Here is a 23,033-nt window from a genome sequence, read left to right as displayed (position 1 = left end):
TTCCGCTTCCCTGAGCCGCTCCTCCCCTCTATAGCGAGCGCCTAGCATTCATCTCAGGCGCTCGCACCGGCCCGCTCTCGTGATCGGACGGCAGCGAGTGCGCGCGCCTGCCCCAAGACGAAGTCGAGCCCCATGCCCAAGCGCACAGACATCAAGACCATTCTGATCATCGGCGCCGGCCCCATCATCATCGGCCAGGCCTGCGAGTTCGACTATTCCGGCACCCAGGCCGTCAAGACGCTGAAGGCCGAGGGCTACCGCATCGTCCTCGTCAATTCGAACCCGGCCACGATCATGACCGATCCCGAGCTGGCGGATGCGACCTATGTCGAGCCGATCACGCCTGAGATCGTCGCCAAGATCATCGAGAAGGAGCGCCACGTGCTGCCGGGCGGCTTTGCCCTGCTGCCGACCATGGGCGGCCAGACCGCGCTGAACTGCGCGCTCTCGCTCAACCAGAAGAGCCTTACCGACGAGAACGGCAACAAGATCAGCGTGCTCGAGAAGTTCGACGTCGAGATGATCGGCGCCACCGCCGAGGCGATCGACAAGGCCGAGGACCGCGAGCTGTTCCGCGAGGCGATGACCAAGATCGGTCTTTCCACGCCGCGCTCCCACCACGTCAAGAATCTCGGCCAGGCCCTCACCGCGCTCGACGACATCGGCCTGCCGGCCATCATCCGCCCCTCCTTCACCATGGGCGGCACCGGCGGCGGCATCGCCTACAACAAGGGCGAGTTCATCGAGATCTGCGAGCGCGGCTTCGACGCCTCCCCGACCAGCGAAATCCTCATCGAGGAGAGCGTGCTCGGCTGGAAGGAGTACGAGATGGAGGTCGTTCGCGACAAGAACGACAACTGCATCATCGTCTGCTCGATCGAGAACCTCGACCCGATGGGCGTCCACACCGGCGATTCGATCACGGTGGCTCCCGCGCTGACGCTGACCGACAAGGAATACCAGATCATGCGCGACGCCTCGCTGGCGGTGCTGCGCGAGATCGGCGTCGAGACCGGCGGTTCGAACGTGCAGTTTGCGGTCGATCCCGAGACCGGCCGCATGATCGTTATCGAGATGAACCCGCGCGTCTCGCGCTCCTCGGCGCTCGCCTCTAAGGCGACCGGCTTCCCGATCGCCAAGGTCGCCGCGCGTCTGGCCGTCGGCTACACGCTCGACGAGATCGAGAACGACATCACCGGCGGCGCGACCCCGGCTTCCTTCGAGCCGACGATCGACTATGTCGTCACCAAGATTCCGCGCTTCGCCTTCGAGAAATTCCCCGGCGCCGAGCCGACGCTGACCACCGCGATGAAGTCGGTCGGCGAGTCCATGGCGATCGGCCGCACCTTCCAGGAATCGCTGCAGAAGGCGCTGCGCTCGCTGGAAACCGGCCTCGACGGCCTCGATGAGATCGAGGTCGAGGGCATGGGCAAGGGCGACGACAAGAACGCGATCAAGGCCGCGCTCTCGACGCCGACGCCCGACCGCATCCTCCAGGTCGCGCAGGCGATGCGTTTCGGCTTCACCGATGCGCAGATCCATGAGAGCTGCAAGATCGATCCCTGGTTCCTCGAGCAGATGCGCGGCATCGTCAACACCGAAGAGAAGATCCGCCAGTTCGGCCTGCCGCAGACGCCGGGCGCTTTCCGGCAGGTCAAGGCGATGGGCTTCTCCGACAAGCGCCTCGCCGCCGTCGCCGGCAAGACGGAAGCGGAGGTCCGCGCACTGCGCCGTTCGCTCGATGTCCGCCCGGTCTACAAGCGCATCGACACCTGCGCCGCCGAATTCGCCTCGCCCACCGCCTATATGTATTCGACCTACGCCATGCCCTTCATGGGCAAGGCCGACGACGAGGCCAAGCCGACGGACCGGAAGAAGGTCGTCATCCTCGGCGGCGGCCCCAACCGCATCGGCCAGGGCATCGAGTTCGACTATTGCTGCTGCCATGCTTGTTATGCGCTCAAGGATGCCGGCTACGAGACCATCATGGTCAACTGCAACCCGGAGACGGTCTCGACCGACTACGACACCTCGGACCGGCTCTATTTCGAGCCACTGACCGCCGAGGACGTGCTCGAGATCCTCGAGACCGAGAAGCAGAACGGCACGCTGCACGGCGTCATCGTCCAGTTCGGCGGCCAGACCCCGCTGAAGCTCGCCAACGCGCTCGAAGAAGCCGGCATCCCGATTCTCGGCACCTCGCCCGACGCGATCGACCTCGCCGAGGACCGCGATCGCTTCAAGCGCCTGCTCGACAAGCTCCAGCTCAAGCAGCCCAAGAACGGCATCGCCTATTCGGTCGAGCAGGCCCGCATGATCGTGGCCGAGCTCGGCCTGCCCTTCGTCGTGCGGCCGTCCTATGTGCTAGGCGGCCGCGCCATGGCGATCATCCGCGACGAGGCGATGTTCGAGGATTACCTGCTCGGCACCCTGCCCTCGCTGATCCCCTCCGAGGTCAAGGCCAAGTACCCCAACGACAAGACCGGCCAGATCAACACCGTGCTGGGCAAGAACCCGTTGTTGTTCGACCGCTATCTGTCGGACGCCATCGAGGTCGATGTCGACTGCCTCGCCGACGGCAAGGAAGCCTTCATCGCCGGCATCATGGAGCATATCGAGGAGGCCGGTATCCACTCCGGCGATTCGGCCTGCTCGCTGCCGCCCCGCTCGCTTTCGCCTGAGACCATCGCCGAGCTGGAGCGCCAGACCCGCGCCATGGCGCTGGCGCTAGATGTCGGCGGGCTGATGAACGTCCAGTACGCGATCAAGGACGGCGAGATCTATGTGCTCGAGGTCAACCCGCGCGCCTCGCGCACGGTGCCCTTCGTCGCCAAGGTCGTCGGCATCCCGGTCGCCAAGATCGCCGCGCGCATCATGGCCGGCGAGAGCCTTTCGAGCTTCGGCCTGAAGGCGCAGACGCTCGGCCATGTCGGCGTCAAGGAGGCGGTGTTCCCCTTCGCCCGCTTCCCGGGCGTGGACGTGCTGCTCGGGCCGGAAATGCGCTCGACCGGCGAGGTTATCGGCCTCGACCGCTCCTTCGACATCGCCTTCGCCAAGAGCCAGCTCGGCGCCGGTTCCAAGGTGCCGGTCAAGGGCACGGTCTTCGTCTCGGTGCGCGACGAGGACAAGCCGCGCATCGTCGAGAGCGTCCGCATGCTGGCCGATCTCGGCTTCCGCGTGCTGGCGACCGGCGGCACCCTGCGCCTGCTTCAGGAAGAGGGCATCCCGGCGGCCAAGATCAACAAGGTGCTGGAAGGCCGGCCGCACGTCGTCGACGCGATCAAGAACGGCGAAATCCAGCTCGTCTTCAACACCACGGACGGCCCGCAGGCGCTGGCGGATTCCCGTTCGCTCCGCCGAACGGCCCTCTTGCACAAGGTGCCCTATTATACCACCTTGGCCGGAGCGATCGCAGCAGCCGAAGGCATCAAGGCCTACTGCAGCGGCGATCTCGAAGTCAGGTCGCTGCAATCCTACTTCGTGAACGCTGCCTGAGGGCGGAGCGCCGACGAAGTTTTACAAACGACAGGAAGCGGGGCGCAGGCGGCCGGGATGCCGCCGGCGAGGACCCGCTTTCGGATGATGGGACGAGACGATGGAAAAGGTTCCGATGACCCCCGGCGGCTTCGCCGCCCTGGAGGCCGAACTCAAGGATCGCCAGCAGGTTCAGCGCCAGCGCATCATCGCAGCGATCTCGGAGGCCCGCGCCCATGGCGATCTCTCGGAGAACGCCGAATATCATGCCGCCAAGGAGTCGCAGGCCCTCAATGAAGGCCGCATCCAGGAGCTCGAATCGCTGATCGGCCGGGCCGACATCATCGACGTCTCGAAGCTCGCCGGCAGCGACACGATCAAGTTCGGCGCCACCGTCAAGCTGATCGACGACGATACCGAGGAAGAGAAGAGCTACCAGATTGTCGGCGAGCCCGAATCGGATGTGAAGTCCGGCAAGGTCTCGATCGGCTCGCCGATCGCGCGCGCGTTGATCGGCAAGAAGGTCGGCGATTCCGTGCAGGTCAACACACCCGGCGGCGGCAAGTCCTACGAAGTCGTCAGCGTCGTCTTCCGCTGAGGGAAATCGGGCAGCTCCCTCGGACCGCCTTTGTGCCGTTCGAGGGGCCGCGTCCCGCTACCCTGATGACCGGATCCTGCGCGCCCGGGCTCTCGCCCTAGCCTGTCGGCTCGGCCGGCCGCCTGATCTGGAAGGCCGTCTTGCCGCGTTCGAAGCCGCAGGACTCGTAGAAGCTGAGAACGGCGGGGTCGCTTCGCCCGGTCATCAGCATGACTTTGTAGCAGCCCTGGCTGAACGCATGGCCGGTCGCGGCTCGAACGACCGCCTTGCCGAAGCCGCGACAGCGTACGGCCGCATCGCTGACCACATTTTCGATCAGTGCGAACGGACGCTGGCCCCGGGTCAGGTTCGGAACCACAATCAGCACGCAGGTCGCGACCACGGCGCCGGCATCGTCCGCGACATGGACGCTCATCATGTCGCTGCCGAGGATCCGCCGCCATGTGGTATCGGCCGCCGCCGCATCCGGCAGGAGGTCGCCCGGGCTGAGCTGTGCATAGAGCGACAGGATCGCAGGCAGATCGGCGAGCGTGGCCAGGCGAGCGCTGACCATCGTCTCACCCGAACGGAACGATCGGCTCGTCCTTGACCCGGTCCAGCGCCAGCGCGGTACGGACATTGCGGACATTGGGCAGCGCCGTCAGCTCGCCGACGAAGTCCTGGAAGGCCTTCAGGTCAGGCGCCACGCATTTCAGCATGAAGTCGATGTCGCCGGAGAGCTTCCAGCACTCGCGCACCGCAGCCCAGCCCCGGATCCTCGCCTGGAAGACCTCGAGATCGGCCTCCGCCTGGCTCGCCAGATGCACGAAGGCGAAGCAGACCACCTCCAGCCCGAGCTTGCGCTCGTCGAGCTGCGCGCGGTAGCCGGTGATCAGCCCCGCCTCCTCGAGCGCCCGTACGCGCCTGAGACAGGGCGGCGGCGAGATGCCGACGCGGCTGGCCAGCTCGACATTGGTCATCCGCCCGTCACCCTGCAATTCGCGCAGGATCGCCAGGTCGATATCGTCGAGTTTGGAGCGCACGAGGGGTCCCGGAAGAAGGTTGCGCTGGTGTAGACGCAGCGTCTTGGCGATACAAGGCGCGTGCCGCAACGAGCCGCACCACCCGCGCGAGGAGCCGACGTGACCGCCGAACCCATCCCGACCGTCTGGGTCCTGACCGACGGCAAGGCCGGCGACGAGGTGCAGTGCCGCGGCGTTGCCGAGCGGCTGGGCGTCGTCCCCGAGATCCGCAGGGTGGCGCCGCGCAAGCCCTTCGCCTGGCTGTTGCCGCGCGGTCCCATCGACCCGCGCGAGGCCCCAGACCGGCCCGGCAGCCCGCTCCGCCCGCCCTTCCCCGACATCGTCATCGCCTCGGGCCGACGCGCGATCGCCTATGTCCGGGCGGTGAAGAAAGCCTCCAACGGCGCCACCTTCACGGTCATCCTCAAGGACCCGCGCACCGGCGCAGGCTCGGCCGATTTCCTCTGGGTCGCCGAGCATGACCGCCTGCGCGGCGAGAATGTGCTGGTCACTACGACGTCCCCGCATGGACTGGCACCGGAACGGCTGGAAGCCGCCCGGCTGGCTCCGCCCGCCCCCATTGCCGCCCTGCCCTCACCGCGCGCGGCCGTGCTCGTTGGCGGCGACAGCCGCCACCACCGCTTCAAGCCGGAGGACATCGCCGCCTTCGCCGCCGGACTCGATGCGCTCGCGCGCTCGGGCGTCGCGCTGATGGGCTCGCGCTCGCGCCGGACGACGCCGGCGCTCGACACCGCCGTCGCCGCCGTCTTCGCCCGCCATGGCGGCTGGTGGTGGGATGGCAGCGGCGAGAACCCTTACGTGGCGCTGCTCGCCCATGCCGACGCCATCGTCACCACGGCGGATTCGACCAACATGATCGGCGAGGCGACCGCGACGGGCGCGCCGATCCTGGTCTTCGAGCCGCATGGCGGACATGGCAAGCTGGCGAAGTTCCTGGAGGCGCTGAAGCGCCAGGGCATGGTCCATCATTTCGAGGGTCGGCTGGTGGGCGAGCGCTACGCGCCGGTCGATTCCACCCAAGCCATCGCGGAGGCCGTGCGCGAACGCTGGCTTATGCACAGGCAGCAGCTCGGCCTCGCCTGATCTTGAAGGCGTGGCCGCTTGCATCGCGGTTGCGGGCGCGTATGTCGGAGGGTGAGGAAGAGGAACCCATCATGGCCCACACCCACGCCCGCGTGATGATCGTCGGCTCAGGCCCGGCCGGCTATACCGCCGCGATCTACGCCGCCCGCGCCCTGCTGGAGCCCGTGCTGATCTCGGGGATGCAGGCCGGCGGCCAGCTGATGATCACGACCGATGTCGAGAATTATCCCGGCTTCGCCGACGTCATCCAGGGCCCCTGGCTGATGGAGCAGATGCGCGCCCAGGCCGAGCATATGGGCACGCGCATGGTCTCCGATCACATCGCCCGCGTCGACCTTTCCCAGCGCCCCTTCCGCCTCTGGGGCGACGGCGGCGAAACCTACTCCTGCGATGCGCTGATCATCTCCACCGGTGCCCAGGCGAAATGGCTTGGCCTGCCCTCCGAGCAGGCCTTCCAGGGCTTCGGCGTCTCGGCCTGCGCGACCTGCGACGGCTTCTTCTTCCGCAACAAGGAGGTCGTGGTCGTCGGCGGCGGCAACACCGCCGTGGAGGAGGCGCTCTATCTCGCCAACCTCGCCAGCAAGGTGACGCTGGTTCACCGCCGTGACTCGCTGCGCGCCGAGAAGGTGATGCAGGATCGGCTGTTCAAGCATCCCAAGGTCGAGGTGGTCTGGGACAGCGAGATCGCCGAGATCTGCGGCGGCACGCAGCCGCCAAACGTCACCCATGTCGCGCTGCGCAACCTGAAGACCGGCGCCGCCTCGGAGCTGAAGGCGGACGGCGTCTTCATCGCCATCGGCCACAAGCCGGCGACCGAGCTCTTCGTCGGCCAGCTCGCGATGAACGAGACCGGCTATCTCGACGTCGAGCCCGGCACGAGCCGCACCAATATCGACGGCGTCTTTGCTGCCGGCGACGTCACCGACGAGCATTATCGCCAGGCCGTCACAGCCGCCGGCATGGGCTGCATGGCGGCCCTCGATGCCGAACGCTGGTTGCAGGCGGTGGAACTTCAGCACCGCGAGGCGGCGGAATAGAACGATCTCCTCGAACACATCACTGAATTTGATCACTTTTGTAACCAAATTCAGTGTGAAAAGCGCGCTGTACCGCAACGCAGGCATTGACGTTCAAGGATTTTAGCCCCCAACATGCGTCAAACGCATAACGGGGGAACCGCGGTGGATTGGGACCGCATCAGGATTTTTTATACCGTCGCCGAGTCCGGCAGCTTCACCAAGGCAGGGGATGTTCTCGGGCTCAGCCAATCGGCCGTCAGCCGCCAGATCGGCGCGCTGGAGCGGGAATTGCGCGCGCCGCTGTTCCACCGGCATACCCGTGGCCTGATCCTGACGGAGCAGGGCGAGCTGCTGTGGCGTGCCGCCCGCGAGATGACGCAGCGGCTCGAGCGCACGCGCTCGCAGCTCTCGGAGACGCGCGAGCACCCGTCCGGTGAGCTCAAGGTCACCGCGACGCGCGGTCTTGGCGGGCATTGGCTTACGCCGCGTTTGGCCGAGTTCATGGACCTCTACCCCGACATCAAGGTCGATCTGATCCTCACCGATGAGGAGCTCGACCTGTCGATGCGCGAGGCCGACATCGCCATTCGCCTGCGCCAGCCGCAGCAGCCCGACCTGATCCAGCGCAAGCTCTTCACCGTCCATTTCCACGTCTATGGCTCGCCGGCTTATGTGAAGCGCTTCGGCGAACCCAAGACCCATGAGGACCTCGACAACCACCGGATCCTCTCCTTCGGCGGAACCTCGCCCTCCTATCTGACGGCGGTGCACTGGCTCGGCTCTCTCGGCCGCGACCAGCGCAACCCCCGCCCGATCCATCTCACCGTCAACAACATCACGGCGATGAAGCGCGCGGTCGATTCCGGCGCCGGCATCGCTGTGCTGCCGGATTACCTGATCGAGACGGGCTCGCCGCTGGTGCAGCTGATGCGCGAAACAGAGATGCCGCAGCTCGAGAGCTATCTGGTCTATCCGGAAGAAATGAAGTCGGTCGCCCGCGTCCAAGTCTTCCGCGACTTCCTGATCCAGAAGGCGCAGCGCTGGACCTACTGAGCGAGCGGCTTCGCTGTCGATTCGTCCGGGCCGACTCCGCTGAACCGCGGGGTCGGCTCTTTTGTTGCCGGGATCCGGCCCACGCCATGGCGCATTTTCGTGCTGCGTCGCAAAAAGTCTGGGCTGGGGATTTGCTGCAGCGCGACCTCGCGACTGCGTTGCGCGCATATTTATCAATGATTTAGACTTAAATTGCGTCATCTGAACGCGCTTCATGCAACTGGCGCATGGCGGACCCAACCCATGCTGCATTGCGAAAAGGCAGGTGCCGATCGATATAGCACTCACGGTTGTTCGGAACGGGCTCTGCTATCTCCTCCCGGCATCGAGTTCGTTTCAGCCGTTCCCCTCTGAGATGTTTGGCGTTTGAGCCGGATGTTTCAAACTTTAAAGGCCGGCTCCCTCGCGGGACGCCGGCCCTTTTTTTGGCTGGAGAGCCGGTCGCGGCAGGCAGCGGCCTCAGGCGGCGAGCTTCCCGACCAGGCCGGCGAACTTGTCCATGAAGCCCTGCAGGAAGCCGCGCGTGGCCTCCACGGTGACGGTGCCGGCCTCGTCGACCAGCCCGTCCTTCCAGGTGATGAACATCTGGCCGCCCATCACCAGTGCGCCCTGATTGCCGAGAATATCGCGCAGATGCTGCTGGGCGCAGGCCGTCCCGACGCCGCCCGGGCTGGTGCCGATGATGGCGGCGGGCTTGCCGCCCCAGACGCCCTTTCCAGAGGGGCGCGAGGCCCAGTCGATCGCGTTCTTCAGCACGGCGGGGATCGATCGATTGTGCTCCGGTGTCACCACCAGCACGGCATCGGCCTCCGCGATCGCCGCCTTCAGCCGTGTCGCGCTCTCCGGCCAGGCGTCCGCCTCGAGATCCTGATTGTACATCGGCAGGTCGTCGATGGACGCGAAGCTCGCGGTGAACGCGCCCTCGCCCAGCTTCGCCAGCGCCTGCGCCAGCTTGCGGTTGATCGACGCCTTGCGATTGCTGCCGACGATGACGGCGAGCTTGAACGAAGCCATGAAACGAAACCTCACGAAGAAAGGGAGATGGCGGAAAGGGGTGAAACGTCTCGGCGGCTCGTCCGGTTCACGCGCCGGGACGGCGCGGCCGCGCCACCAGCGGCAGCGCCTCGAACAGGCCGGGTGAAGGGTCCGTGCGCGCCCGCTCAATCGTCAGAAGGCGCAGCTTGGTATCGACCCCGCCATCGGCCGAGAAGCCGCCGGTGCGCCCTCCAGCCGCGAGCACACGGTGGCAGGGCACGATGATCGGCACCGGATTGCGGCCGAGCGCGACGCCGACCGCGCGCGCCGCACCGGGATCGCCGAGGCGCCTGGCCACGTCACCATAGGTCAGAGTCTCGCCGGGCGGGATCGACAGCGCGACCTCATAGACCCGGCGCTCGAAGGGGCTCGCAGCGTCGAGTGTGATCGGGAGATGGCTGAGATCCCGCGGCTCGCCGGCAAGAAGCGCCCGGATGTCGGCAATCGCCGCCGCGACGACCTCCGGCGCTGGCGCCTCTTCGGCACCGGGGAAACGCCGCAGCAGGCGCCGGCGCGCGCTCTCGGGATCGGATTCGGGCAGTTGCGCGCCGATGATTGCCCCATCCTGCCAGATCAGCGCGCAGGGGCCGATGGCGGTATCGAACAGGCAGAAGAGCGGCATTCCGTCTGTCTCGGGCGGCGACCGGCGCCGGGCGTCGATTGTCCCCATGCGCCACCGCCGCGGTCAAGCGGCGGCGGGGCTCCAGCCCTCACATGAACAGCTTTTCGCCCTCGAGCCCCTTGTAGAGCCCCGCGACCTGCTCGCCATAGCCGTTGTAGAGCAACGTCGGGCGACGGTCGCGCGAGCCCAGCAGCTGCTCGCTCGCCTGGCTCCAGCGCGGATGCGGCACCTCGGGGTTCACATTCGCCCAGAAGCCGTATTCGGAGGATTGCAGCCCCTCCCAGAAGGTTTTCGGGCGCTCGGCGACGAAGCTGATCTTGGTGATCGATTTCACCGACTTGAACCCGTACTTCCACGGCACGATCAACCGCACCGGCGCGCCATGCTGGCTCGGGATCGGCTTGCCGTAGATGCCCGTCACGAGCAGCGGCAATTCGTTCGCTGCCTCGGCCAGGGTCAGCCCCTCGGTATAGGGCCAGGGATACCAGCGCTGCGACTGGCCCGGAGCCATGCGCGGATTCAGGAAGGTCTCGAAGCGGATGTATTTCGCTGAAGAGAGCGGCTTGGCATAGTCGACGAAGGCCTTGAGCGGGATGCCCGTCCACGGAACCGCCATCGACCAGCTCTCGACGCAGCGGAAGCGGTAGAGCCGCTCTTCCAGCGGCAGCTTGCGCACAAGGTCGTCGAAGCCGATCTCGAAGGGCTTCTCGACCATCCCGTCGATCGCGATCGTCCAGGGCCGGCTCACCAGCCTCTTCGAGGAGGCGACGATGTCCTTGGACGTGCCGAACTCGTAGAAATTGTTGTAGCTCGACGCCAGATCCTCGTCGGTCACGGCCCGATCGAGCGTGTAGGCGGCGTTGCGCTTGGCGGGATAGAGATCGAGCGTCGGATCGGCGCCCTGGGCCGCAGCCGCACCGGGAAGCGCGGCGCCAGCGATCAGCCCGGCCCCGCCGGCCATGAAGGAGCGGCGGTTGAAGAACACCGATTCCGGCGTCGCCTCGCTCTCGGGAATGGACCAGCTCGGACGGTTCTTGATCAGCATCGGACGGGCATCGCTCCGTTTCGGATGCCGCCACTCTAGCGCATGGCCGGACGCCGCGCGCAATTCACGAGGGGGAGAGGTAGTGCGCCGGCCTGTGATGGTCGGGTCAAGCCCGACCATCACGACGCTCGCCTCTCTCAGCCGCGCGCCTCCAGCGCCTTGACGATGGCCTGGCCCATCTCGCCGGTCGAGACGGCGTTGGCGCCGGGTGCGGCAATGTCCTTGGTGCGAGTGCCGGAGCCGAGCACGTCGGCGATCGCGCCTTCCAGCCGGTCGGCCGCCTCGATCGCGCCGAAGGAGTAGCGCAGAGCCATCGCGAAGGAGCCGATCATCGCGATCGGGTTGGCGAGCCCCTTGCCGGCGATGTCCGGCGCCGAGCCGTGGACCGGCTCGTAGAGCGCCTTGCGCTTGCCCGTCGCCGAATCCTCGGCGCCGAGCGAGGCGGAAGGAAGCATGCCCAGCGAGCCGGTCAGCATCGCCGCCACGTCGGAGAGGATGTCGCCGAAGAGGTTGTCGGTGACGATGACGTCATACTGCTTGGGCCAGCGCACCAGCTGCATGGCGCAGTTGTCGGCCAGCACATGCTCGAGCTCGACATCGGCGTAGTCCTTGGCGTGCAGCGCGGTCACCGTCTGCTTCCAGAGCACGCCGGTCTTCATGACGTTGTGCTTCTCGGCCGAGGAGACCTTGTTGCGGCGCGTGCGCGCCAGCTCGAAGGCGACGCGGCAGATCCGGTCGATCTCGGGCGTGGTGTAGAGCTGCGTGTCGATGCCGCGCTTGGAGCCGTCCTCGAGCGTCACGATCTCCTTCGGCTCGCCGAAATACACGCCACCGGTGAGCTCGCGCACGATCAGGATGTCGAGCCCCTCGACGACCTCGGGCTTGAGCGAGGAGGCCGAGGCCAGCGCCGGATAGCAGATCGCCGGCCGCAGATTGGCGAACAGGCCGAGATCCTTGCGCAGGCGCAAAAGCCCGGCCTCGGGACGGTGCTGATAGGGCACGTCAGCCCATTTCGGCCCGCCGACGGCGCCGAAGAGCACGGCGTCCGCCTGCTGGGCGAGCTTCATGTCGCCTTCCGAGATCGCCTGCTTGTGCGCGTCATAGGCCGCACCGCCGACGAGACCCTTCTCGATCTCGAAGGAGGCGAGCCCCTGCTTGCCGAACCAGGAGACGATCTGCTCGACCTGGCCCATCACCTCGGGGCCGATCCCGTCGCCGGGAAGCATCAGGAGCTTGTGGGTCGCCATGGTCGTCGCCTCGCGCTGGTTTCTTGTCTGCGGATGATGCCGGGCTGATTACGGGGACGGGCCGGCGCAGGCAAGCGCGGGATCGGACGCCGATGCGCGCCCGATCCGCCCTGGTGTCATGACGGATGGCTCCGCCGCGCCCCGCTCAGACCTTCTTCTCCATGTTCCAGAAGAACTGCACCGGCGAGAGCACCATGCCGGTCAGGCTCTTGCGATAGGCCATCGGCTGCTGGACGAGGCCGGCCGGGACATAGGGCACGAATTCGAAGGCGCGCCGCTCCAGCGAGGCCGCGATCTCCTTCTGCTTGCCGAGATCCGGCTCGGCGATCCACTGGTCACGCAGGGCCTCGATCTGCGGATCATCGGGCCAGCCGAACCAGGCGGAGCCGCCATTGGCGCGGATCAGCGGGTGCAGCGCCGGGTTCAGCGTATCGGCGCAGGACCACAGCGTATGGAAGCAGGACCAGCCGCCCTGCTCCGGCAGGCCGCGATTGGCGCGCCGGCCGATGAAGCTCGCCCAGTCGGTCGCAACGAGTTCGGAATTGATGCCGAGCTTCTTGAACAGATCCTCGGTCACCATGCACTGCTGATAGGCGATCGGTTGGTCGGCCGGGGCCAGCAGGACGACCTTCTCGCCCTTGTAGCCGGCCTCCTTGAGCATGGCCTTGGCCTTCTCGAGATTGCCCTGCATCGCCTCGGCCCCGCCGGCGCCGGTGGACATCGGCGCGCCCGGCGTCAGGAAGGTCTTGGCCTCCTTGTAATAGGCGGCATCGCCGACGACGGCCTCCATATAGTCGGTCTGGTTGACCGCCATCATCACCGCGCGCCGGATGGCCGGATTGTTGAACGGCGGCTGCATCTGGTTGAAGCGCATCAGCAGGAACAGGCCCAGCGGCACGTTCTCGATGGTGATGTCCTTGTTGGCCTTGAGAACCGGCAGGAGATCGACCGGCGGCTGCTCGTACCAGTCGACTTCGCCCTTGGTCAGCGCGCCGACTGCCGCGCCGGGCTCCGTGAGCGCCACCCATTCGATGCGGTTGATCTTGGCGACCTTGCCGCCAGCGGCCCAGGACGGCGCCTCCTCGCGCGGCTTGTAGGCGGCGAAGCGCTCATAGATCGCGTTCTGGCCGGGCACCCACTGCTTGTCCATGAAGCGCCAGGGCCCGGAGCCGATCGGCTCGGCGATGTTCTTCAGGTGGTCGGTCAGTGCCACCCGCTCTGGCATGATGAAAGGCACGTTCGACGAGAGCTTGCCGAGCGCGGCGGTCATCATCGGGAACGGCTTCTTCAGCGCGATCGAGAAAGTCCGCTGATCGACCACCTGGTAGCCCTCGACGAAGGTCGCGAAGGTCTGGCCGAAGGCATCGCGCTTCGACCAGCGGGCGATCGAGGCGATGCAGTCCTTCGAGGTGACCGGCTGGTCGTCGTGGAAGACGAGGCCGTCGCGCAGGCGGAAGGTCCATTTCAAACCGTCCGGCGCCGTCTCCCAGGCCTCGACCATCTGCGGCTTGATGCCGAACTGGGCATCCGTCGCGAACAGCGTATCATATATCAGATAGCCATGATTGCGGATCACATAGCTCGTCGCGGTGATCGGATCGAGCGAGGGCAGCGGCGTCGAGGGGATGAAGCGCAGCGCGGCAGCGGCGCTCTGCGAGAAGGCCGTCTTGGACACAAAGGCGGAGGCGGCGAGCGCGCCGGCTCCTTTGAGGGCTGTGCGGCGATCGATCGACATGGGGGTTCCTGCTCTCTCGTTGCAAGGGGCGGCCGGTCCGCCTGCATCGAAGCAAGAGATATACCAGATGTCCAGTGGCCTCCCGAAAGCCCCCCCTCAGGCGGTGGCGGCGCGCAGCCTCGCCGTGACCTCGATCTCGACCTTCATCTCCGGCTTCAGCAGCCCCGTCACGACATAGATGCCGGCTGCCGGCCGCACCTCGCGGAAGACCTCGCCGCAGACGGTCAGCACCGACTCGCAATAGGCCCGGTCGGTGACGAAATACTGCGCCCGCACCACGCCGGCGAGCGAGGAGCCGGCCTCCTCCAGCACCGCCTCCAGCGTCCGGAAGATATTGCGTGCCTGCTCGGCCGCATCCTCCGGCAGGGTCATGGTGACGTAGTCGTAGCCGGTGGTGCCGGAGACGAAGACGAGATCGCCGTCGATCACCGCCCGCGAATAGCCGAAGGCGGTCTCGAAGGGCGAGCCGGTCGAAATCAGGCGGCGGGTCATGGGAATTCCGTCATTCTTGGGCGAAGCGAAGCGCAGACCCGAGAATCCCGTGCAGGAGATGCTCGGGTCAAGCCCGAGCATGACTCCGAGGCTAGACCCGACCGCTCTTCAGCGCGCGCAGGACCTTCTCGCCGGGCCGCCCGGTCTGGGGCAGGCCGAGCCTGGCCTCGACCTCCTTGATCGCGGCTCGAGTCAGCGAGCCGACGGCTCCGTCCGGCTCGCCGACATTGTAGCCGCGCGCGATCAGGAGCCGCTGCAACTCGCGCCGCTGCTCGCGCGAGAGCGGCAGGTCGTCGGTCGGCCACTCGCCCTGCACGCCCGGGCGCCCGCGCAGCCGGTCGGAGAGGAGCGAAATCGCGAGCGCATAGGAATCCGCACCATTGTAGCTGTAGGCCGCGTCGTAGTTCTTGAAGACGAGGAAAGCCGGGCCGTTGCGCCCCGCCGGCATCAAGAGCCCGGCATTGCCGGTGCCGTTGAGCGGCGAACCGTCGAACTTGACGATGCCCCGCGCCGCCCAGGACGAGACAGGCTGCTTGGGATTGCGCCCGCTCGGGCCGGAATAGCCGTCCGGCACGCGCACCTCATAACCCCAGGTCGCGCCGGTGACCCAACCCGCCTTGTCCATGAAGTTGGCAGTGGAATGCAGCGCATCGGGGATCGAGTCGACGAGGTCGCGCCGCCCGTCGCCGTCGCCGTCGACGGCGAGCCGCAGATAGGTCGTCGGGATGAACTGGGTGTGGCCGAAGGCGCCGGCCCATGAGCCGAACAGCCGCTCGGGGCGGACGTCACCACGCTGGATGATCTGCAGCGTCGCGAACAGCTCGCCCTTGAAGAAGGCGTTGCGGCGCGGCGCCAGGCAGGCGCCGGTGGAGAGCGCCTGCACCAGCGGCCATCGGCCCTTGGCCTTGCCGAAATCGCTCTCCACGCCCCAGACGGCGGCGATGGTGTGACGGTCGACACCGAAGCGCTGTTCGGCCGCCGCGAGCACCGAGGCGTGCTGGCGCATCATGGCGCGGCCTTCCGCGACCTTCTCGTCGTCGACGAGCGTGCCGAGATAATCCCAGATCGGGGTCTTGAACTCCGGCTGGTTGTTCATCGCCTCGATGATCTTCATGTCCGGCTCGACACCGGCCATGGCGCGGTCGAACGTGGCCCCCGAGACACCCTTTGCCGCAGCATCGCTGCGCAGGCCGGACAGGCAGGACTGGAAGCTGCCCTGCGCCGAGACGGCCGAGGCGGCGAGCAGAAGGGGCAGGGCCAGGATCGTTGCGCGCATGGTCTCCACCGAATCGCAGGAATGACGCGAAACTAGGGCGTGGCGGTTAAGAGAGGTTAACCATCGTGCCGGCAGCGCACGGCGGCGAATCCCGCTATGAGAGCGCGAGCCCCCGCCGGAACCCGCCATGTCGCCCGCCTCCATCGAAATCCTCGGCTTCGCCGCCGCCGCGCTCACCAGCCTGTGCTGGCTGCCTCAGGCCTGGCGCACCATCCGCACCCGCGACACAAAGGCGATCTCGCTGTGGACGCAGTCGCTCTTCGCGGCCGGGACGGCGCTCTGGCTGACCTACGGGCTGCATATCGGTTCCTGGCCGGTCGTCTTCGCCAATGCGCTGACGCTCTGCCTCGTGCTGCTCATCCTCTCGATGAAGCTGCGCTTCGGCTGAGCGGACAGCCGGCAGGAACAGACCGGATCGCCGGGCGTTCCCGGCCACGCCACGGGAACAACCTTCATGCCCTCCATTACCGCCGCCCATGTCCTGCCGGTCGCCATGCTGGTCGGCTCCAACGTCTTCATGACCTTCGCCTGGTATGGCCATCTCAGCTACAAGAGCACAGCACTCTGGCTGGCCATCCTCGCAAGCTGGATGATCGCGCTGCCGGAATACATGCTGGCGGTGCCGGCCAACCGCATCGGCTCGGCCGTCTATTCGACCGCCGAACTCAAGACGATGCAGGAGGTCATCACCCTGACCGTCTTCGCTGGCTTCTCGGTGTTCTGGCTCAAGGAGAGCCTGACCTGGAACCACGCCATCGGCTTCGCGCTGATCGCGGCCGGCGCCTTCTTCATCTTCAACGCCAAGGCCTGACCGGGCTCTGCCGGCCCGATGCCGCGTGACAGCGTCATGCCGCATCGTCACAGTGGGACCATGAATAAGCCAGCGAATCCCGCCCTCCCCACCCCAGGCCATGACGCGGTCGAGGCCTATCTCGCCTCGGGCTACGACCAGGTGGTCGGCATGTCATCGCGCTTCGCCGCGGCGATCTGTGCGCGGCTGCTGCGGCTGCAGACGGAGGAAGGCCTGCGCGGCCCGATCGCAGAAATCGGCGCCTTCGAGGGCCGCTTCTTCATTGCGCTCGCCCACGCGCTCGAGCAGGACGAAATCGCCCTGGCGCTCGATATCTTCTCCTGGCCGGACCCCGGCGTGGAGCAGCGTTTCGAGGCCAATTGCGCCCGCCACGGCATCGCGGCCGAGCGCCGCCGCACGATCAAGGGCGATGCCGGCGCGATGGCGCCCGCAGACCTCCTCGCCAAAGCTGGCGGCGTGCCCCTACGCTTCATCCATATCGACGGCGAGCATTCCCGCGCCGCGCTCGGCCGGGACCTCGCTCTGGCCACCGCCTGCCTCGCCGAGGGCGGGCTGATCGTCCTCGACGACATGCTCCACCCTGGCTACCCGACGCTGATGGTCGCGGTGCAGGCCTATCTCGAGGCCAATCCCGACATCGTCCCGCTCTGCGTCATCGACCGCGAGACCATCGTCGGCGCGACCAAGTTCGTGCTCTGTCAGCGCGCCTGGTTCGAGCGCTACCAGTCCCGCCTGCTGGAGATCTTCAGGGGACTTCATCTGGCCGCTGGGCGCCGATTTCGAGCCGCATTGGTGCCTGGTGCTGTCGCAGGACACGCGTCTGGCGGAGATCGTCTGAGGCCAGGCTTTGATTACCCCGCGGCCCTCGCGCCATCGGCGAGAATGGCCTCGACGATCTCCTGAACGTTCAGGGCTTCAGTCAGCGTCGCGAGGTGGTGCGCTTCCCCGCGCGTCAGCCTGACCACACCCTCGATCTGGCGCCTGAGCGCGATCGGCCGCGCCTCCACCTGCGACAGCGCATCGGCCGCACGCTCCCATGTCCCATCGGGCCGGCGGCGTTCGGCAAAGGACCAGTCGCAAAGCCGCACCGCGCCCCGGTCGCCTTCCAGCATCCAGATGTTGTGGTCGTCCTTCGGCGTCGTCCCGACGCTGCCCCTGAGTGCGACCGGAATCTCGCCGGCCATCAGCGTCGCCTCGATCGAACGCTCCGACTGTCCGGGCTCGGGAAAGGCCGCGCTCGCGGTCAGACCGTGCAGCGGACCGAACAACCTGCGGCTCAGGAAGAGGAAATGCGACACCACCTCTCGGGTGAAGCCGCCCTGTTGCCGCCCGTCCAGCCAGGCGGCGGCCTCGGCCTGCCACGACCGGGGCCAGGTCGCGAAGGCGACCTCGATCGTGATGCGCGAGGCGGTGCCGACGGCGCCCTGCGCGATCCAGTCCATCAAGGTCGCAACGGCCAGCGAAGAGGCGAAGGGAAAATTGACGGCCCCTCTATTTCCCGCCTCTGCCACGAAGGCGCGAGCGTCCTCGACATCGACCGCCAGCGGCTTCTCGCAGAAGACGCTCTTGCCAGCTGCCAGAGCGGCGCGCGCGTGGTCGAGATGGAACGCCGGTGGCGAGGCGATGTAAACGCAGTCGCTGGCGGCGATGATGGCCGCCGGATCGGCGAGGCGCGGCACCTGCGGGAATGTCGTGGCCATGCGCGCCATGGCCGAAGGCGCCGGGTCCCAGACGCCGCTGACCGTCACCAGCGCAGGCGACTGGTCGAGAATGGCGCCGAGCAGCCGCTCGCCCATGATTCCCGCGCCGATGATCCCGATCGAAAGAGTGCCGCTGTGCATCGCCTGATCTTCCCGAACCTTGAGCCGGGAAGCGCGGTAGCAGGAATCATCACCGCAGACGAGCGCTCGCGGCAATCCACTGCCACCCCGGAAAGCCGGTCTCGCCGCTTTCCGGTGCCGCCGACTAGCGCGCCGGGCGCACCCGCAGCAGTTTGCCGTCGGGCGCGTCGCTCAGGAGGTAGATGAACCCATCCGGACCCTGGCGCACGTCGCGGATGCGTTCGCCGAGGCCCTCGAGCAGCCGCTCCTGCCCCGTCACGGCCTCGCCTTGAGTCGAGAGCCTGACCAGCATCTGCCCGGCGAGCGCGCCGACGAAGAGCGAATTCTTCCAGGCCGGCCACACCGCGCCGGTGTAGAACGCTGCGCCCGAGGGGGCGATCGAGGGGTCCCAGTAGAACAGCGGCGGCTCCATGCCGGCCTTGCTCGTGCCCTCGCCGATCTTGGCGCCGGAATAGTCGATGCCGAAGGTGACGACCGGCCAGCCATAATTCCGGCCGGCCTTGGGCGTGTTGACCTCGTCACCGCCGCGCGCACCGTGCTCGGCCGTCCAGAGCTGGCCGGTCTCGGGATGCAGCGCCGCGCCCTGGACATTGCGATGGCCGATCGACCAGATCTCCGGCTGCCAGCCCTCGATCCTGGGATTGTCGGCCGGCGCCCCGCCCTCGGGAGCGATCCGCATGATCTTGCCGATATGGTTGGCCGGATTCTGCGCCTGGTCGCGCTGGCCGTAGCGGTCACCGACCGTGACGAAGAGCACCCCCGCCCGGTCGAACACAAGCCGCGAGCCGAAATGCATGTTGCTGGCGATCGTCGGCATCTGCTGGAAGATCACCTTCGTGCCTTCGAGCGCCGTGCCGCGCTCGTTGAGGCGGGCGCGGGCGACGCTGGTGCCGCTGCCACCCGCCCGCGGCTCGGCGAAGGAGAGGTAGATCGTCCGGTTCTGCGCAAAGCCGGGGTCGAGGACGACGTCGAGCAGCCCGCCCTGCCCCCGCCCGGCGACATTGGGCACGCCAGCGATCGGCGACGACAGCTTGCCATCCGTCCCCACCAGCCGCAGCCGCCCCGGCCGCTCGGTGACCAGCATCCGTCCATCCGGCAGGAAGGCGAGCCCCCAGGGATGCTCGAGCCCGCCCGCCACCGTCTCGACGACGAGGTCGCCCGCGCTCGACGGATAGCGCTGCTGAGCCAGCGCCGATCCCGTCAGCATCACCATGACGACGACCGTCAGGGCCGAGGTGGATATCCGCATCGCCGGGCTCCCGCTGGTTGAGATCACAGACAACGAGATAGGCACGTCAACGCGCCTCGCAACCTTGAACTCCAGCGGATCAGGACTTGGCGAGGATTTTGGGCGCCTCGGCGAAGGCTGTCGCGGAGCGGCCAGCCGACTGCGGAACAACGATGCGGCGCGCGGCGACATAGGCCGCAGAGGCGATGACGAGCCCCGCCAGAACGTCGACGAAGTAGTGACCGCCATCGATCGGCGTCGCGGCGATCATCGCAAGGTTCAGCCCGATGAAGGGCCAGCGCAGCCAGCGATGCGCGCAGGCGCCCAGGAGCATGAGAAGCCCGAGCGCGGCATGATAGGAGGGAAAGGTGATGATCCCCTCAGCCCGGCCGAGATCGAGCGTGAAGGGCGCGCCGGCCCGCAAGGCCTGCATGTCGGCGACATGCACGAAAGAGGCTGCCGGCGAGAGATTGGGATAGTCGGCCGGCCCGAGGCCGAGATGGACGAACATCGCCATGGCGGGAACGAAGCCCGAGATCACGATCGTCACCACGCCGGAGATCATCATCGCCAGAACCATGATGCGCGCCGCCTCGCCACGGCCCGTGAAGCTGAGCACCATGATCAGGAGCAGGACCTGCGGGATGAAGCTGGCATAGGCGAACGAGAACAGAGCACCGAGCCACGGCCTTGCATCCACGGCCTTGAGATAAGCCAGCCAATCCAGCCCGAGCGATCGGTCGGCGGCCTGGAAGGCCGCATCCTGCAGGGGAAAGCCGAGTGTCGCCATCAGATAGGAAAGCAAGGCGCCCACGGCCATGAAGGCGATCGTCTGGCCCGCCGTCTCGAGCGCGTCGGCCAGCCTGACCTCGCCACGACGCGTCCGGTAGAACCACGCCCCCAGCGCCAGGGCCCCGGCCGCGCTCAGCGGCCCCAGCAGCGACAAGGGCAAAACCGACACGGACGAAAAGCCCAGCCAGGCGAGATCGATCAGCAGTACGAACAGGACGATGGACCAGGCGACGCGCCTGCCGCGTGCCGCGCCTAACTCATCTGCCGACCCGATCATGGCGATGCCCCGCATTCTCACGGCATCTGCCTTAGCGTGGAGGCGTTTCCTTGAGGTCAACGCGATTGGTTAAAGAGCCGCAGACCGGCATCCGGTCAGGCCCTTAACGGCCCGCTCACGGCGGCGGCAGCCGGCCCACCGTCGCGATCGCGCCGGTCGCGTCCCGCTTCAGCACCACCATCTCGCCCGACGCCGGAAAGACGCCGGTCAGCGCGGTGATGTTGACCTGGTGCGTCACCATCACAACCAGCCCGGCCTCGGCGGGCAGTGTCGCCAGGCGCCGCCGCAGCGCGGCGGTGGCGGCGTCGCGCTCGCCGGGGCGGCCGAAGAAGGAGTTTAGCGCCGTCGGCTCGTCCTCGACCGGGCCGAGCGCCATCAGTTCAGCCGTCTCGCGCGTCCGGCACCACTGGCTGCTGAGCACCAGCGCCACGGGGATGGCGCGGCGCCGGAACTCATCGCCGAGCCGCCTTGCCTGGTCGCGCCCGCGCTCGCCGAGATTGCGCTGGGTTGCGCAGTCGCCGAGCCGGAATCCGGCCGGATCGCCGGTTCCCGGCGCATCGGCATGGCGCATCAGCACGACATGGCCCGACCGGGCGAGCAGCGCCCAGACCCGCTCGCGGTCGGCCTCGATGGCAAGGACCGCGCCGGGCCAGCCCAGCGACAGCAGCAGAAGCAGACCGAGGACGAACCGCTGACCAAACCCTGCTGCGGCCATGCCGGCTCCTTCGCGTCAGGCTATTCCGGCTTCACCCCGGCCGCCTTGATGATGTTTTCCCAAGTCGCGATTTCCTGCAGGTGATAGGGCCGGAAGGCGGCGGGGTCACGTAACCTCATCGTGAAGCCGAGCTTGAGGATCTGCTCGGACACGGCCGGCTTGGCGAGCGAGGTCAGGATCGCCTTCGACAGCGCCTCCTGTACCGCCACAGGCGTTGCGGCGGGCGCGAAGAAGGCGGCCCAGGAATCGGCGTCGGCATTGCTGACACCCTGCTCGCGCAACGTCGGGATATCCTTGGCCCGCGGATTGCGCTCCGGGCTCGCCAGCGCAAGCGCGCGCAGCGTGCCGGCATTGATCTGCTCCAGCACGCTCGGCAGCGTCGAATTGGCGATGTCGATGCGCCCGCCGATGATCTCCTGCACGAGCGGCGCCGCTCCCCGGAAGGGCACATGCGTCATCTTGATGCCGGTGCGCGCCATGAACAGCTCCATGGCGAGATGCGAGCCAGATCCGACGCCGGTCGAGCCATAGTTCAGCTTGTCGGGATCGGCCTTGGCGAGCGCAACGAGCTCCTTGATGTCCTTGGCCGGCAGGTCCTTGCGCACGACGAAGGCATGCTCGAAGGCGCCGACGCCGGCGAGCGGCGCGAAATCCTTGACCGCGTCGTAGCCCGGCTCCTTCAGCAGGAACATGTTGTTGCCATGCGTCTGGTTGTTGCCGAAGACGATGGTGTAGCCGTCGGCGGCCCCATGGGCGACCGCACGCGTGCCGACCGCGCCCGAGGCGCCGGCCCGGTTGTCGACGATGACGCTCTGGCCGAGCGAGGTCGTCAGGTCCTGCGCCACGAAGCGCGCGATGGCGTCCGTCGGCCCACCCGCCGGATAGGGCACGACGATGGTGATGCCCTTGGCCGGGAAGCTCTGCGCCCGGACGACGGACGGAGCGAGGACGGCGCCAGCCATCAGGCCGAGCGTGGAACGGCGGGTCAGCGACATGAACTTCCTCCCGGAGCGGCCCGATTGCGACAGGCTTGGCCGCAGCATTAGAGCATTCCCCTGCGGAGGGGAACGGGCGAAGTCGGGCAAAGCCGCCACGAATTCAACGGCCTAGTCGCAGCTCAGCCGGCCGTGAAGCCGGCCCGCTTCAACCGCTGGATGGCGAGGTCGAGCGCCTGCAGGAAGGCCGAGCGGTCGCGTGCCGAGAACGGCTTCGGCCCGCCGGTGGCGGTGCCCATCGCGCGCAGATCCTCCATCATGTCGCGCGTCGCCAGCGCCATGCCGATCGAGGCTTCGGTGAAGGGCTTGCCGGTCGGCCCGATGACCTCGGCGCCAGCCTTGATGCAGCGATCGGCCAAGGGGATGTCCGAGGTGATGACGATCGCGCCGCGATAAACGCGCTCGGCGATCCAGTCATCGGCCGCATCGAACCCGCCCGAGACGACGATGCGCTCGATCCAGGGCTCGCGCGGCAGCATCATGAAGCTGTTGGCCACGACGAAGACATGCAGCCGATGCCGACTGGCGACCTTGAAGATCTCGTCCTTCACCGGGCAGGCGTCGGCGTCGACATAGATCGCGATCGGCGCGGGCGCCGTGGGGGCAGCGGGTTCCATCGCCGGAGCCATGACAGGCCCGCCCACCGGCGGCAACCCTTCCGGTTTACGGGCGC

23 protein-coding genes are annotated in these 23,033 nt (G+C 67.3%); 8 read left to right on the top strand and 15 right to left on the bottom strand.

The window, feature by feature from the left end:
* Positions 1 to 132: 132 nt before the first annotated feature.
* The gene (gene carB / locus ABIE41_RS11910) at positions 133 to 3,495 is read left to right on the top strand and encodes a carbamoyl-phosphate synthase large subunit (RefSeq protein WP_192644659.1); all 3,363 of its coding nucleotides are present in this window, start codon (positions 133 to 135) and stop codon (positions 3,493 to 3,495) included.
* A gap of 100 nt (positions 3,496 to 3,595) precedes the next feature.
* Positions 3,596 to 4,072, top strand: coding sequence for a transcription elongation factor GreA (greA, locus tag ABIE41_RS11905; RefSeq protein WP_192644658.1), 477 nt, complete (start codon positions 3,596 to 3,598; stop codon positions 4,070 to 4,072).
* A 97-nt stretch (positions 4,073 to 4,169) separates the two neighbouring features.
* Here greA and ABIE41_RS11900 read toward each other — a convergent pair whose 3' ends face one another.
* Positions 4,170 to 4,691, bottom strand: a complete 522-nt coding sequence (locus ABIE41_RS11900; protein ID WP_354192048.1) for a GNAT family N-acetyltransferase — start codon at positions 4,689 to 4,691, stop codon at positions 4,170 to 4,172.
* A complete protein-coding gene (locus ABIE41_RS11895; RefSeq protein WP_192644656.1) occupies positions 4,630 to 5,094 on the bottom strand; it encodes an Lrp/AsnC family transcriptional regulator in 465 nt (154 codons plus the stop codon). Before ABIE41_RS11895 ends, ABIE41_RS11900 begins: the two co-directional genes overlap by 62 nt.
* A gap of 99 nt (positions 5,095 to 5,193) precedes the next feature.
* On the opposite strand from ABIE41_RS11895, the gene ABIE41_RS11890 reads away from it, so the two are divergent.
* The 3 genes from ABIE41_RS11890 (at position 5,194) to ABIE41_RS11880 (ending at position 8,249) form a co-directional block, all read left to right on the top strand.
* A complete protein-coding gene (locus ABIE41_RS11890) occupies positions 5,194 to 6,177 on the top strand; it encodes a mitochondrial fission ELM1 family protein (protein ID WP_192644655.1) in 984 nt (327 codons plus the stop codon).
* 71 nt (positions 6,178 to 6,248) lie between these two features.
* Positions 6,249 to 7,214, top strand: a complete 966-nt coding sequence (trxB, locus tag ABIE41_RS11885) for a thioredoxin-disulfide reductase (protein WP_192644654.1) — start codon at positions 6,249 to 6,251, stop codon at positions 7,212 to 7,214.
* Between the two features lie 144 nt (positions 7,215 to 7,358).
* Positions 7,359 to 8,249, top strand: a complete 891-nt coding sequence (locus ABIE41_RS11880) for a LysR family transcriptional regulator (protein WP_066715912.1) — start codon at positions 7,359 to 7,361, stop codon at positions 8,247 to 8,249.
* 459 nt (positions 8,250 to 8,708) lie between these two features.
* On the opposite strand, the gene ABIE41_RS11875 is transcribed toward ABIE41_RS11880, so the two are convergent.
* The 7 genes from ABIE41_RS11875 to ABIE41_RS11845 form a co-directional block, all read right to left on the bottom strand.
* Entirely contained in the window at positions 8,709 to 9,263 is a 555-nt protein-coding gene (locus ABIE41_RS11875) for an NADPH-dependent FMN reductase (RefSeq protein WP_192644653.1), read from the bottom strand.
* Between the two features lie 67 nt (positions 9,264 to 9,330).
* Positions 9,331 to 9,906, bottom strand: a complete 576-nt coding sequence (locus ABIE41_RS11870; protein ID WP_192644652.1) for a methylated-DNA--[protein]-cysteine S-methyltransferase — start codon at positions 9,904 to 9,906, stop codon at positions 9,331 to 9,333.
* A gap of 88 nt (positions 9,907 to 9,994) precedes the next feature.
* Positions 9,995 to 10,951 carry a protein-methionine-sulfoxide reductase catalytic subunit MsrP gene (gene msrP, locus ABIE41_RS11865; RefSeq protein ID WP_192644651.1) on the bottom strand — a complete coding sequence of 319 codons (957 nt, stop codon included), beginning with the start codon at positions 10,949 to 10,951 and terminating at the stop codon, positions 9,995 to 9,997.
* A 137-nt stretch (positions 10,952 to 11,088) separates the two neighbouring features.
* The gene (gene leuB / locus ABIE41_RS11860) at positions 11,089 to 12,198 is read right to left on the bottom strand and encodes a 3-isopropylmalate dehydrogenase (protein WP_192644650.1); all 1,110 of its coding nucleotides are present in this window, start codon (positions 12,196 to 12,198) and stop codon (positions 11,089 to 11,091) included.
* Between the two features lie 145 nt (positions 12,199 to 12,343).
* Positions 12,344 to 13,933: an ABC transporter substrate-binding protein gene (locus tag ABIE41_RS11855; RefSeq protein ID WP_192644649.1), complete on the bottom strand. Its 1,590-nt coding sequence runs from the start codon at positions 13,931 to 13,933 to the stop codon at positions 12,344 to 12,346.
* Between the two features lie 96 nt (positions 13,934 to 14,029).
* Positions 14,030 to 14,425: a RidA family protein gene (locus ABIE41_RS11850; RefSeq protein WP_192644648.1), complete on the bottom strand. Its 396-nt coding sequence runs from the start codon at positions 14,423 to 14,425 to the stop codon at positions 14,030 to 14,032.
* A 91-nt stretch (positions 14,426 to 14,516) separates the two neighbouring features.
* On the bottom strand, positions 14,517 to 15,701 hold the full coding sequence (locus tag ABIE41_RS11845) for a lytic murein transglycosylase (protein ID WP_192644647.1): 1,185 nt from the start codon (positions 15,699 to 15,701) through the stop codon (positions 14,517 to 14,519).
* 127 nt (positions 15,702 to 15,828) lie between these two features.
* Between ABIE41_RS11845 and ABIE41_RS11840 the strand changes: the two genes are divergently transcribed.
* The 3 genes from ABIE41_RS11840 to ABIE41_RS11830 all read left to right on the top strand — a co-directional run bounded on the left by ABIE41_RS11840 (position 15,829) and on the right by ABIE41_RS11830 (position 17,415).
* Positions 15,829 to 16,089, top strand: a complete 261-nt coding sequence (locus ABIE41_RS11840; RefSeq protein ID WP_192644646.1) for a SemiSWEET family sugar transporter — start codon at positions 15,829 to 15,831, stop codon at positions 16,087 to 16,089.
* A 66-nt stretch (positions 16,090 to 16,155) separates the two neighbouring features.
* Complete coding sequence (locus ABIE41_RS11835; protein WP_192644645.1) at positions 16,156 to 16,512, top strand: DMT family protein; 357 nt, start codon at positions 16,156 to 16,158, stop codon at positions 16,510 to 16,512.
* Positions 16,513 to 16,572: 60 nt separating this feature from the next.
* A complete protein-coding gene (locus ABIE41_RS11830; RefSeq protein ID WP_354192041.1) occupies positions 16,573 to 17,415 on the top strand; it encodes a class I SAM-dependent methyltransferase in 843 nt (280 codons plus the stop codon).
* Here the strand turns inward: ABIE41_RS11830 and ABIE41_RS11825 are convergent.
* The 6 genes from ABIE41_RS11825 to ABIE41_RS11800 all read right to left on the bottom strand — a co-directional run bounded on the left by ABIE41_RS11825 (position 17,364) and on the right by ABIE41_RS11800 (position 22,977).
* The gene (locus ABIE41_RS11825; RefSeq protein WP_192644643.1) at positions 17,364 to 18,353 is read right to left on the bottom strand and encodes a Gfo/Idh/MocA family protein; all 990 of its coding nucleotides are present in this window, start codon (positions 18,351 to 18,353) and stop codon (positions 17,364 to 17,366) included. The two genes, ABIE41_RS11830 and ABIE41_RS11825, sit on opposite strands and share 52 nt — an antisense overlap.
* A gap of 124 nt (positions 18,354 to 18,477) precedes the next feature.
* A complete protein-coding gene (locus ABIE41_RS11820) occupies positions 18,478 to 19,602 on the bottom strand; it encodes a PQQ-dependent sugar dehydrogenase (RefSeq protein WP_192644642.1) in 1,125 nt (374 codons plus the stop codon).
* 79 nt (positions 19,603 to 19,681) lie between these two features.
* Positions 19,682 to 20,665, bottom strand: coding sequence for a phosphatase PAP2 family protein (locus ABIE41_RS11815; protein ID WP_354192039.1), 984 nt, complete (start codon positions 20,663 to 20,665; stop codon positions 19,682 to 19,684).
* A gap of 100 nt (positions 20,666 to 20,765) precedes the next feature.
* Entirely contained in the window at positions 20,766 to 21,365 is a 600-nt protein-coding gene (locus ABIE41_RS11810) for a histidine phosphatase family protein (RefSeq protein ID WP_192644640.1), read from the bottom strand.
* Between the two features lie 20 nt (positions 21,366 to 21,385).
* Positions 21,386 to 22,360, bottom strand: coding sequence for a Bug family tripartite tricarboxylate transporter substrate binding protein (locus ABIE41_RS11805; RefSeq protein WP_192644639.1), 975 nt, complete (start codon positions 22,358 to 22,360; stop codon positions 21,386 to 21,388).
* Positions 22,361 to 22,482: 122 nt separating this feature from the next.
* Positions 22,483 to 22,977 carry a YaiI/YqxD family protein gene (locus tag ABIE41_RS11800; RefSeq protein WP_192644638.1) on the bottom strand — a complete coding sequence of 165 codons (495 nt, stop codon included), beginning with the start codon at positions 22,975 to 22,977 and terminating at the stop codon, positions 22,483 to 22,485.
* Between the last annotated feature and the right edge of the window lie 56 nt (positions 22,978 to 23,033).

The sequence above is a fragment of the Bosea sp. OAE506 genome (genome assembly GCF_040546595.1).
Classification (GTDB): Bacteria; Pseudomonadota; Alphaproteobacteria; order Rhizobiales; family Beijerinckiaceae; genus Allobosea.
The sequence above is the reverse complement of the archived record's forward strand: the minus strand, read 5'-3'. Positions and strand labels throughout refer to the sequence as shown.

Coding starts and splice junctions, on each gene's coding strand:
- ABIE41_RS11800 (WP_192644638.1), bottom strand. CDS start 22,977: ATGGAACCCGCTGCCCCCACGGCGCCCGCGCCGATCGCGATCTATGTC.
- ABIE41_RS11840 (WP_192644646.1), top strand. CDS start 15,829: ATGTCGCCCGCCTCCATCGAAATCCTCGGCTTCGCCGCCGCCGCGCTC.
- ABIE41_RS11810 (WP_192644640.1), bottom strand. CDS start 21,365: ATGGCCGCAGCAGGGTTTGGTCAGCGGTTCGTCCTCGGTCTGCTTCTG.
- ABIE41_RS11815 (WP_354192039.1), bottom strand. CDS start 20,665: ATGCGGGGCATCGCCATGATCGGGTCGGCAGATGAGTTAGGCGCGGCA.
- ABIE41_RS11820 (WP_192644642.1), bottom strand. CDS start 19,602: ATGCGGATATCCACCTCGGCCCTGACGGTCGTCGTCATGGTGATGCTG.
- trxB (WP_192644654.1), top strand. CDS start 6,249: ATGGCCCACACCCACGCCCGCGTGATGATCGTCGGCTCAGGCCCGGCC.
- carB (WP_192644659.1), top strand. CDS start 133: ATGCCCAAGCGCACAGACATCAAGACCATTCTGATCATCGGCGCCGGC.
- ABIE41_RS11805 (WP_192644639.1), bottom strand. CDS start 22,360: ATGTCGCTGACCCGCCGTTCCACGCTCGGCCTGATGGCTGGCGCCGTC.
- ABIE41_RS11835 (WP_192644645.1), top strand. CDS start 16,156: ATGCCCTCCATTACCGCCGCCCATGTCCTGCCGGTCGCCATGCTGGTC.
- greA (WP_192644658.1), top strand. CDS start 3,596: ATGGAAAAGGTTCCGATGACCCCCGGCGGCTTCGCCGCCCTGGAGGCC.
- leuB (WP_192644650.1), bottom strand. CDS start 12,198: ATGGCGACCCACAAGCTCCTGATGCTTCCCGGCGACGGGATCGGCCCC.
- ABIE41_RS11845 (WP_192644647.1), bottom strand. CDS start 15,701: ATGCGCGCAACGATCCTGGCCCTGCCCCTTCTGCTCGCCGCCTCGGCC.
- ABIE41_RS11850 (WP_192644648.1), bottom strand. CDS start 14,425: ATGACCCGCCGCCTGATTTCGACCGGCTCGCCCTTCGAGACCGCCTTC.
- msrP (WP_192644651.1), bottom strand. CDS start 10,951: ATGCTGATCAAGAACCGTCCGAGCTGGTCCATTCCCGAGAGCGAGGCG.
- ABIE41_RS11825 (WP_192644643.1), bottom strand. CDS start 18,353: ATGCACAGCGGCACTCTTTCGATCGGGATCATCGGCGCGGGAATCATG.
- ABIE41_RS11875 (WP_192644653.1), bottom strand. CDS start 9,263: ATGGCTTCGTTCAAGCTCGCCGTCATCGTCGGCAGCAATCGCAAGGCG.
- ABIE41_RS11900 (WP_354192048.1), bottom strand. CDS start 4,691: ATGTCCGTACCGCGCTGGCGCTGGACCGGGTCAAGGACGAGCCGATCG.
- ABIE41_RS11870 (WP_192644652.1), bottom strand. CDS start 9,906: ATGCCGCTCTTCTGCCTGTTCGATACCGCCATCGGCCCCTGCGCGCTG.
- ABIE41_RS11830 (WP_354192041.1), top strand. CDS start 16,573: ATGAATAAGCCAGCGAATCCCGCCCTCCCCACCCCAGGCCATGACGCG.
- ABIE41_RS11855 (WP_192644649.1), bottom strand. CDS start 13,933: ATGTCGATCGATCGCCGCACAGCCCTCAAAGGAGCCGGCGCGCTCGCC.